The 9,738-nt window shown below is 40.4% G+C and carries 12 protein-coding genes; all 12 read left to right on the top strand.

The features are described 5' to 3' along the window. Positions 1 to 478: chemotaxis protein CheD (locus KHM83_RS15180; protein ID WP_213237885.1), on the top strand; the 478-nt coding region annotated here is incomplete at its 5' end. Between the two features lie 16 nt (positions 479 to 494). Then, positions 495 to 1,229 carry a sigma-70 family RNA polymerase sigma factor gene (locus tag KHM83_RS15175; RefSeq protein ID WP_213237884.1) on the top strand — a complete coding sequence of 245 codons (735 nt, stop codon included), beginning with the start codon at positions 495 to 497 and terminating at the stop codon, positions 1,227 to 1,229. 125 nt (positions 1,230 to 1,354) lie between these two features. Continuing rightward, the gene (locus tag KHM83_RS15170) at positions 1,355 to 2,731 is read left to right on the top strand and encodes a DUF342 domain-containing protein (RefSeq protein ID WP_213237883.1); all 1,377 of its coding nucleotides are present in this window, start codon (positions 1,355 to 1,357) and stop codon (positions 2,729 to 2,731) included. A 16-nt stretch (positions 2,732 to 2,747) separates the two neighbouring features. Then, on the top strand, positions 2,748 to 3,077 hold the full coding sequence (locus tag KHM83_RS15165) for a hypothetical protein (protein ID WP_213237882.1): 330 nt from the start codon (positions 2,748 to 2,750) through the stop codon (positions 3,075 to 3,077). A 4-nt stretch (positions 3,078 to 3,081) separates the two neighbouring features. Beyond that, positions 3,082 to 3,705, top strand: coding sequence for a DUF6115 domain-containing protein (locus tag KHM83_RS15160; protein WP_213237881.1), 624 nt, complete (start codon positions 3,082 to 3,084; stop codon positions 3,703 to 3,705). Positions 3,706 to 3,845: 140 nt separating this feature from the next. Continuing rightward, on the top strand, positions 3,846 to 4,583 hold the full coding sequence (gene rpsB / locus KHM83_RS15155; protein ID WP_213237880.1) for a 30S ribosomal protein S2: 738 nt from the start codon (positions 3,846 to 3,848) through the stop codon (positions 4,581 to 4,583). 83 nt (positions 4,584 to 4,666) lie between these two features. Then, positions 4,667 to 5,314: a translation elongation factor Ts gene (tsf, locus tag KHM83_RS15150; protein ID WP_213237879.1), complete on the top strand. Its 648-nt coding sequence runs from the start codon at positions 4,667 to 4,669 to the stop codon at positions 5,312 to 5,314. A gap of 119 nt (positions 5,315 to 5,433) precedes the next feature. Beyond that, positions 5,434 to 6,144, top strand: a complete 711-nt coding sequence (gene pyrH / locus KHM83_RS15145) for a UMP kinase (protein WP_213237878.1) — start codon at positions 5,434 to 5,436, stop codon at positions 6,142 to 6,144. After that, positions 6,145 to 6,702, top strand: coding sequence for a ribosome recycling factor (gene frr / locus KHM83_RS15140; RefSeq protein ID WP_213237877.1), 558 nt, complete (start codon positions 6,145 to 6,147; stop codon positions 6,700 to 6,702). 104 nt (positions 6,703 to 6,806) lie between these two features. Next, on the top strand, positions 6,807 to 7,547 hold the full coding sequence (locus KHM83_RS15135; RefSeq protein WP_213237876.1) for an isoprenyl transferase: 741 nt from the start codon (positions 6,807 to 6,809) through the stop codon (positions 7,545 to 7,547). Positions 7,548 to 7,558: 11 nt separating this feature from the next. Next, positions 7,559 to 8,347 carry a phosphatidate cytidylyltransferase gene (locus tag KHM83_RS15130; protein ID WP_213237875.1) on the top strand — a complete coding sequence of 263 codons (789 nt, stop codon included), beginning with the start codon at positions 7,559 to 7,561 and terminating at the stop codon, positions 8,345 to 8,347. A gap of 232 nt (positions 8,348 to 8,579) precedes the next feature. Continuing rightward, entirely contained in the window at positions 8,580 to 9,737 is a 1,158-nt protein-coding gene (locus KHM83_RS15125) for a 1-deoxy-D-xylulose-5-phosphate reductoisomerase (protein ID WP_213237874.1), read from the top strand. Position 9,738: the final 1 nt, after the last annotated feature.

Raw genomic sequence — 9,738 nt, 5'->3', positions numbered from 1 at the left:
GTATTATCCGATTAATGCAAAAATAAAACTGCTAGATTCAGGATCTTCGGAATCCCGATTTCTAGCAGTTTATTGTTTCGGAGATATCGGCTGTCAAAATTCACTATTTCCCGACAGCCCCATGGCGCATATTATGTTGCCGTCAAGTAAGGCCATTCGAAAAAATGAAAATGTAGCGAAGTTCGCCGATACGGCAGTGGTTGAATTAATCAAACAGATGGAAAGCAAGGGGGCAAAAAAGGTGCGTTTTTTTGCTAAAATTGCTGGTGGAGCACAGATGTTTTCCTTTTCTTCGCAAAATGATGCCATGAAAATAGGTGAACGGAATGCAGAGGCTGTAAGAGGCATGCTGAAAGAACTCAATATTCCGATAAAAGCCGACGATACGGGCGGTAATTTTGGTCGGACGATTGAGTTTTACAGTGATGATGGCAGATTGTTGATTAAAACCGCTGGTAAAGGCGTTAAAGAATTATAATGTTGGGTGGACTTTCATGACGAATGAACAACTTTGGGTGAAATACAAAGAGCATAACAGCAATGAAGCAAAAGAAGCGCTTATTATTCACTATGTCTCATTAGTCAAGATTATTGCCGGCAGATTGTTTACAAGTTATAACGCACATGTTGAATTTGATGATTTGCTGGGATATGGTGTCATTGGACTCATTGACGCCATTGAAAAATTTGATCACAAGAAACAGATTAAATTTGAAACTTATGCCAATATTCGCATTCGGGGTGCAATTATAGATGAAATCAGACATTTGGATTGGATCCCGCGCAGCACAAGGCAAAAATATAAACGCATAGAAGATGCAATCACGAAACTTCAGGCAGAATACGGTTATGATATTCCCGATGAAATTGTCGCTGAGGAAATGGGGATGCCCTTAGATGAGTATTTGAAGCTGTTGGGTGAAGTGACTACTTATTCTGTTGTCTCTCTGGAAGAGAAAATTGATGATAACACGAGCTTTGACATCAAATCCTCCAATCAGGATTTTGAACCGGAAACACATTATATTGATGAAGAGATGAAAATGCTGTTGGCTGACGTCATTGACAAGCTCCCCGAAAAGGAACGCTTGGTCTTGCAGCTTTACTATTATTCAGAGTTAACGTATAAGGAAATCGCAGAGGTGTTAAGTGTTTCTGAATCACGTGTTTCTCAAATACACACAAAAGCGATATCAAAACTTAGAATCTCTTTGAAAAGCGTCTATTAATCACAGCAAAGTGCTGTGATTTTGTAATATTTCAGCAAAAAGTGTATAATGATATTAATAATATCGTCTACATTGTCCGATATATATATAAATAGACAACTATTTCTAGGGGAGGGTCTCAACAAATGGGTGATAGCACATACCAGCTCGAAGTTAAGATGTCTGATGATTATTACAAAGCATTTGTCTCGTTTGAACCTGAAACTGAAGGCGTGCCGATTAAATCGGATGATCTCATTAAGGCAATTAAAGACCGTAATGTCGTTTTTGGCATTAAGTACAACGTTGTAGAAGATATTTGTAAACAGGGACGCACCGTTCATAGTGTGATCATTGCAGAAGGCGTGCCGCATGAAAATGGGCTGGATGCAGTGATTGAATTTACAGTCGATAAAGAAAAAAAGGCAAAGCCTCAAATTCTTGATGACGGTCGCGTCGACTTTAAAAATTTAGGCTATGTCGATGTCGTCAGCGCAGAAGATGTGTTGGCAGTTAAAACACCTGCAACAAAAGGTAAAAGCGGCACCACTGTTTCAGGGCGCGTTATTCGCGGGAAAGACGGCAAGGATGTTGCCTTTAAAGTAGGTAAGAATGTCCGCATTTCTCAGGATGGTCTCAGTGTTATTTCAGAGACTGACGGTTCTGTCATTTTTGATGGTGATAAAATTTCTGTTATAAAGCTGCTCGAACTCCGCAGCGATGTTGGCGTAGAAACCGGTAATATCTTTTTTCACGGGCAAGTCGTTGTCAATGGCAATGTGACGACTGGCTACAGCATTGAATGCGATGGTGATGTTACCATTAATGGCGTCGTCGAAGGGGCAGCCATTAAATCCGGCGGCAATATCGTGATTTCCAGAGGTGTTCAGGGAATGGATGCCGCTTCAATTGAATGCAATGGCAATTTAACCGTTAACTTTATCAATAGTGCCAAAATAAATGTCAGAGGCGATATTGAAACCGGTGCCATTATGAATAGCGATGTGAACTGTGATGGTAATATCCATGTGAAGGGCAAAAAAGGTCTTATCGTCGGTGGTGAAATTACATGCAAGGGTGATATTGAGGCGAATACTGTAGGATCAGAGCTTGGCGTAATCACATCCGTTAAACTTGGCGTTGACATGGAAATTATCGAAGAACTGAAAACACTTTCAGCAGATGTTAAGGATACCATGGCACTGCATGACAAATTAGATAAATCACTAAAGCTTTTAAAAGTTAAAATTGACCAGAATCCAGAAGATGAACGCTCACTTTTCATGTTCCGAAAATACAGCGCTAGCTTTTTAGAGCTCGACACGCAACTGACGGAAAAGCGCCAACGCCTTAAAATGCTCAATGAACTCGTTAACAATATTAGGGGTTCAAGCCTTGCAGCTAGAACGATTTATCCCGGGACTCGGCTTAAAATAGGCAGTACGAGTTATTATGTCAAAAATGAAATGAAACATACTATTTTGTTAAAAGATCGTGGAGAAATTGTCGCTCGAACCAATTGACGAAGAAGGTGATCACATGGGGATTAGACCCGTTGACATGCAGGTTGTCGTACACAAGGTTCAGGAAGTTCATTCAGCGAAGCAAAGTGTCGTCAGCAAGCAGGAAAATGAACTTTTACAATCTCAAAATGCAAATAAAGAAAATGTCGTAGAGCAGCATCATACTGTTGCAACGACTGAAGAAACGCGCCATAATGCTATAAATGCCGATCGTGAAGGACAGGGAGGGAACTATAAACCGCCCGATCAAAAAAAATCTGATGAAGATGAAGACGAGACAGAAGAAAAAAAAGATGCGAAGCGCGTTATTGGCAATGCGGGAAGACATTTTGATATGAAGGTGTGATCACATGTTTATCATTAGTTTTATCATTGGACTGATCATTGTCGTCAGTTCAATTTTTATGCTTAGAAGAGAATTGAATACAGCGGTTCGGACGCGATCACAATTAATTGAACAGGCGGGGATCTACAATCAGGATGATCTCTTTAAAATGTTAGAAGACTTACAGCTCAGTATTAATGAAATGAACAGCGCTTTCTACGAAATCATTGGTGAAATAGAGGGCAATATTAGCTTGCATGAAAAGACGATTTCAGATATTGAAACCAAAATGGCGCGTTATGAAGCGGCGGAACTTGCCGTGACACAGGCGCAATCCCAAGTGAAACGCGAATTATCCGATAATCTGAAACGTATGCACCAAATGCAGGAAACCTCTCGTGACTTGTCAGATTCTTCAGATCAGGGAAAAAAACCTGAAAAGGTCACGACAGAGGTAATTGACAGCGCCCAAACAAAGAGACAATACGAAGCTGTGAGAGATGAAACGGCAAATGATTCCGGAGAAGACACCATGGCTCAGATTACAACCCTGAGAAGCCAAGGGTATTCTCTGACGGAAATCGCTAAAATGCTTGGTATGGGAATGGGTGAAATTCAACTTCTCATCAATATGAATCTTAAAAAATAGTTGTTAAACCCCATACCCTGTGATATACTACTTAAGGTAATAAATTCACACCTGTTTTAATCGCTCGGATGTTGCCGTTTTGCGGTGTTCGAACGGGATGATGAACAGGGCGGCAGAACAAAAAAACAAGGAGGCATTACATGTCAGTTATTTCTATGAAAGAATTATTAGAAGCCGGTGTCCACTTTGGTCACCAAACGAGAAGATGGAACCCTAAAATGGCAGAATACATCTTCACTGAGAGAAATGGTATCTACATTATCGACCTTCAAAAAACAGTCGGTAAAATTGAAGATGCTTATGCATTTGTAAGATCAGTCATTGAGGAAAATGGTTCAATTCTCTTTGTTGGTACAAAAAAACAAGCACAGGAAGCGATTGAAACAGAAGCAAATCGTGCTGGAATGTACTACGTTAACCAAAGATGGTTGGGCGGTATGTTAACGAACTACAAAACCATTAAAAAAAGAATTGACCTGCTTTATAAATTAGAAAAAATGGAAAGCGACGGCACATTTGAAGCGCTTCCTAAAAAAGAAGTTATTAAACTTAGAGCTGATAAAGAAAAACTCGAAAAATTCTTGGGCGGCATTAAAGAAATGAAAAAACTGCCGGATGCTATTTTCGTCGTAGACCCTAAAAAAGAGCGTATTGCGATTAAAGAAGCTAGAAACCTCGGTATTCCTGTTGTTGCAATCGTGGATACAAACTGTGATCCAGATGAAGTAGATTACGTGATCCCAGGCAATGATGATGCAATCAGAGCTGTAAAACTCATTGCTGGTAAAATGGCAGATGCCGTAATCGAAGCAAAACAAGGTGAGCAATTAACAGAAGCAGCAGCGCCTGCTGAAGCCGAAGCGACGACAGAAGCTTAAGATCTGGCAATTAAGATGTACCTAAGAAAGGTAAGGGGAGACTCTTACCTTTTTAAAAGCGAACGTTTAAAGGAGGAAGTATCATGGCAATTACAGCTTCAATGGTTAAAGAGTTGAGAGAAGCAACTGGCGCAGGGATGATGGATTGTAAAAAGGCCCTCGTCGAAACAGATGGCAATATGGATGATGCTATCAAATATTTAAGAGAAAAAGGCATTGCCAAAGCAGCAAAAAAAATGGATCGTATTGCTGCGGAAGGTATAGTCGCTTCATATATTCACGGCGGTCGAATCGGCGTTATCGTCGAAATCAACAGCGAAACAGATTTTGTTGCGAAAAACGAAGAATTCCAAGAATTTGGCAAGGATATTGCGATGCAAGTTGCGGCTGCTAATCCAATCTACGTTAGAAGAGAAGAAGTGCCGCAAGCTGCAATCGAAGCTGAAAAAGAAATCTTAAGAAATCAAGCGTTAAATGAAGGTAAGCCTGAAAAAATCGTTGATAAGATGGTTGAGGGTCGTATTGCAAAATATTACAAAGAAGTTTGTCTGCTCGAGCAGCCTTTTATTAAAGATCCTGATAAAACAGTTGATGATCTTTTAAAAGAAAAAATAGCAAAAATTGGTGAAAACCTTTCAATCAGAAGATTTTCAAGATTTGAAGTCGGCGAAGGTCTTGAGAAAAAATCAGAAAACTTTGCTGAAGAAGTTGCAAAACAATTACAAGGTTAATCACCAAAATAAATGGTATAAATACTAGAGAACACGCAAGTGTTCTCTTTTTTAGGGAAAAATTGTTTGAAGCGTAAAATAATTTACTGTAAAATAGATATTAGAACGGAGGGCTTTCATTGGAACTTAAATATAAGCGCGTCATCTTGAAATTGAGCGGTGAGGTACTCGCCGGTCAAAAGGGCTTTGGCGTCGACTATGAAACCGTAGAAGGCATTGCGAAATATATAGCAGAACTAAGTGCGGCGGGTGTTGAAGTAGGTGTTGTCATTGGCGGCGGCAATTTCTGGAGAGGTCGAAGCAACAGCAAGATGGAACGTACAACGGCGGATTATATGGGAATGATGGCAACGGTCATGAATTCTCTTGCCATGTCAGATGCCCTAAAATATATTAATGTTTCAAATCGCGTTTTGAGTGCCATCACCATGACGCAATTAGCAGAACCCTATAATCGTGAGAATGCCGTCAGTTATTTAAGAGAAGGTCAAGTGGTTATTTTTGCGGCGGGAACGGGAAGTCCTTTTTTTTCGACGGATACAACTGCGGCGCTTAGAGCAGCTGAAATAGATGCTGAACTAATTCTGCTCGCTAAGAAAATTGATGGTGTCTATGACTGTGATCCAATGCTGAATCCGAATGCAAAAAAATATGACCAACTTAGTTATCAGGAAGTATTGGATCAGAAATTGGGTGTTATGGATTTGACGTCGATCACACTTTGTATGGATAATCATATTCCCATTGCAGTATTTGACTTAAATTATCCCGAAAATATCATTAAGGCATGTTCGGGTGAAAATGTTGGAACAATCATTGAGGAGGTCTAGATGAGAAATCAGATACATGATCATTTAAGTGAAAAAATGGATAAAACGCTAAATGTCTTAAAAGAAGAACTCAATCACGTTCGTGCAGGTAGAGCTAATCCATTGATATTGGACAAATTGAAAGTCGAATATTACGGCGCTGAGACACCCATTAAGCAACTTGCGAGCATTTCTGTTCCAGAGCCTCGCATTATACAAATACAACCGTATGACGCAACGATTATGAAAGAAGTGGAAAAAGCCATTTTAACATCCGATCTCGGCTTGAATCCCAGCAATGACGGCAAGGTTATTCGCTTGATTATTCCGATGCTCACCGAAGAACGACGTAAAGAATTGACAAAACACGTGAAGAAACTCGGCGAAGATGCTAAGGTGGCACTGCGGAACGAAAGACGCGATGCGATAGACCAGCTTAAGAAAATGCAAAAATCGAAGGAAATTACAGAGGATGAACTTTCATCTGGTGAGAAGGAAGTTCAAAAGATGGTAGATGATCAGGTTGCTTTAATTGATCAACAAATTAACAAAAAGAATGACGAGATTATGGAAGTATAAAAAATCTGCCCTCCGATCTATGGAGGGCTTTTATTCAAATAGAAAGATTAAAAAAAGATTTAAGCCATTCGAGCATGGACTCAGAGCTTATTTAGGAGATATAGATGCTTTCCTTTTTTAATAAAAAAGATGAAGAAGTTACTTTATCAAAACCGCCTGTTCACGTTGCATTTATCATGGACGGCAATGGGCGATGGGCGAAAAAAAGAGGGATGCCGCGCCTATTTGGTCATAATGCCGGTATGGAAACCATCAAGCGCATTGTGAAAGAAAGTCAGCGATTGGGTATCCAATACATTACTTTTTATGCTTTTTCAACAGAAAACTGGAAACGGCCGGTTGATGAAGTCGAAGGTTTGATGCAAATTCTCGTGAAGTTCATCCGTTCGGAGATTGATGAAATTCATGAAAACAATGTAAAAGTGAATATTTTGGGTGACATTGATAGACTCCCGGCGGCGGCAAAGGAAGCCGTATGCTATGCACTCGATAAAACCGCTGCGAATGACGGCATGAATTTTAATATTGCTCTGAATTATGGTGCGCGCAATGAAATCGTAAGAGCTGTAAAGTCAATTTCAGAAGCTGTAAAGCGTGGTGAATACAGCAGCGATGCGATTGATGAAACATTGATTGAACAATATCTGTACACAAAAGATTTTCCAGATCCGGATTTGATGATTCGCACCAGCGGCGAAAAGCGCCTTAGCAACTTTTTACTTTGGCAACTGGCATATTCCGAATTCCTGTTCTTAGATCTCTATTGGCCTGATTTTTCAGAAGCGGTTTACCGGAATGCCTTGTTGGAATACGATCAAAGAAATCGACGCTTTGGTGCGTTGTAAGGAGTGTTTGTATGCTAAAACGTACCATATCTGCAATTGTCGCACTGCCGCTGCTGTTTCTTGTGCTATTAAAAGGAGGCATTTTTCTATTCCTTGCTGCATTGATATTGAGCCTTGTTGGTCAATATGAATTCTATCGTGCCTTCAGCAAGACGCATGATCCAGTTGTGAAACTTGGCTATGTGATGACGCTATTTTGGTATCTTGGCCTATATTTTGATTTCCCAAAAGCATATGATACGCTTTGTATTTCCGTATACTTATTTGGAATCCTAAGCCATATTATTTTTTCGAAGAAAGACAGTGTTCTCTTTGATGAAATGATTGGGTTTATAGGATTCTTTTACGTGTCTTTTACCATTTCACATATTTTATTGATCTCTCAATATAACAATGCCTTTTTTATTTGGTATCCTTTTATTATTGCCTTTTCCTCTGATACGTTTGCCTATTTTACAGGGCGTTTCTTCGGAAAACACAAACTCATACCAGCTGTTAGTCCAAAGAAGACGATAGAGGGTGCTGTTGGCGGATTAGTGCTTTGTACGATTCTGTCGGGGCTTTATGCTAAAATTTGGTATCCGGATTTTGTTGGCTATGCAATTTTACTTGGCTTTGTCGGCAGCGCACTTTCGATCGTTGGCGATTTAATCGCATCGCGAATCAAGCGTATTACGCATATTAAAGATTTTGGAAAAATTATGCCTGGACACGGTGGGGTACTGGATCGCTTTGACAGCTTGATTATTACAATACCACTCGTTTATTATTTTATCGTTATCTTCGAATGGCTGCATTAGCGTTTGATGCGTGAAACGCTGTTTGGCAAATTAAAACTGCCAGCAGCTAGCTATATTGGATAATATGCAGCGTCAGAGTCTGTCGTGATGAGCGCATTGAGAACGATAAAGAGGAGGCATGACAACAGCAAAAAGATGACTAAAATGTAAAATAGTTATGAATTCAAATGGATTGCGGCGTTATGTGCTACAATAGTAATAAGTGATCGTAAATGAGTGAGGTCTTCATTAAATGAGAAAACAAATTTCTATATTGGGGTCAACGGGATCAATCGGCCGTCAGACCCTTGATATTATTTCAGATACAAATCGGTTCAGTGTTTACGCGCTGGCTTGTCATCACAATATTGACCAGTTGATTGAGCAAGCTGAGCGGTACAGCCCTGTCCTTTTAGTCGTGTATGATAAGGCAATGTATGAACCATTAAAATCAGCAGCAGCACATTTAAACTGCCGTGTGAGTTGCGGTATGGAAGGACTTGTTGAAGCGGCTACGGCAGATCCCGTTGATATCGTCTTGACGTCGGTTGTTGGGAGTATTGGGCTCATGCCAACGATTGAAGCAATTAAAGCAAAAAAAACCATCGCACTGGCCAATAAAGAAACACTTGTCACAGCCGGCGAGATCATTATGCCGCTTGCGGCGGCACATGGCGTTTCAATTCTACCGGTAGACAGTGAACACAGTGCTATTTTTCAGTGTCTTCAAGGGCAACACGCCGATTCAGTTGATGAGATTCTCTTGACTGCTTCAGGTGGACCGTTTCGAACACTGACAAAAAGTGAAATTGCCGTTCGAAGAGCCTCAGATGCACTGAAACACCCAAACTGGGCGATGGGTGCGAAGATCACCATTGATTCTGCAACACTGATGAACAAAGGACTTGAATTTATTGAAGCCAAATGGTTATTTGGCGTATCAGCCGAGCAGATTAAAGTGATTGTTCACCCGCAGAGTATTATTCACTCAATGGTTCGCTACAAAGATCAAAGCATTATTGCACAATTAGGGGCGCCCGATATGCGCGTGCCAATTATTTATGCGTTGGATTATCCTAACAGATATCCTAACAAACTTGAAAAACTAGATTTTTTTGCTTTAAAATCACTGACTTTTGAAGCGCCTGATCTTGAGCGCTTTCCATGCTTGGCGCTGGCGATTGATTCACTGGCGCAAGGCGGCAATATGCCGGCGGTATTAAATGCAGCGAATGAAGAACTCGTAGCAGCCTACTTAAAAGAGACTATTGGCTTTTATGATATTGCTGAATACATCCAAAAAGCGATGGCTGCGATTCCGAAAATAGAGAATCCTGCAATTGATGACATTTTAATGAGTGACAAAATGGCGCGTGTTGAAATCAGGCGCCTACTTGAATTAAGGAGATGAA

Origin of the sequence: Fusibacter paucivorans (genome assembly GCF_018390735.1) — a bacterium.
Lineage (GTDB): Bacteria > Bacillota > Clostridia > Peptostreptococcales > Acidaminobacteraceae > Fusibacter > Fusibacter paucivorans.
Note: the sequence above shows the minus strand (reverse complement) of the source record. Positions and strands in the feature narration are given on the sequence as shown.

Excerpts from the sequence above, each read along its gene's own strand:
- KHM83_RS15175 (WP_213237884.1), top strand. The coding sequence starts at position 495 with ATGACGAATGAACAACTTTGGGTGAAATACAAAGAGCATAACAGCAAT.
- KHM83_RS15170 (WP_213237883.1), top strand. The coding sequence starts at position 1,355 with ATGGGTGATAGCACATACCAGCTCGAAGTTAAGATGTCTGATGATTAT.
- KHM83_RS15165 (WP_213237882.1), top strand. The coding sequence starts at position 2,748 with ATGGGGATTAGACCCGTTGACATGCAGGTTGTCGTACACAAGGTTCAG.
- KHM83_RS15160 (WP_213237881.1), top strand. The coding sequence starts at position 3,082 with ATGTTTATCATTAGTTTTATCATTGGACTGATCATTGTCGTCAGTTCA.
- rpsB (WP_213237880.1), top strand. The coding sequence starts at position 3,846 with ATGTCAGTTATTTCTATGAAAGAATTATTAGAAGCCGGTGTCCACTTT.
- tsf (WP_213237879.1), top strand. The coding sequence starts at position 4,667 with ATGGCAATTACAGCTTCAATGGTTAAAGAGTTGAGAGAAGCAACTGGC.
- frr (WP_213237877.1), top strand. The coding sequence starts at position 6,145 with ATGAGAAATCAGATACATGATCATTTAAGTGAAAAAATGGATAAAACG.
- KHM83_RS15135 (WP_213237876.1), top strand. The coding sequence starts at position 6,807 with ATGCTTTCCTTTTTTAATAAAAAAGATGAAGAAGTTACTTTATCAAAA.
- KHM83_RS15130 (WP_213237875.1), top strand. The coding sequence starts at position 7,559 with ATGCTAAAACGTACCATATCTGCAATTGTCGCACTGCCGCTGCTGTTT.
- KHM83_RS15125 (WP_213237874.1), top strand. The coding sequence starts at position 8,580 with ATGAGAAAACAAATTTCTATATTGGGGTCAACGGGATCAATCGGCCGT.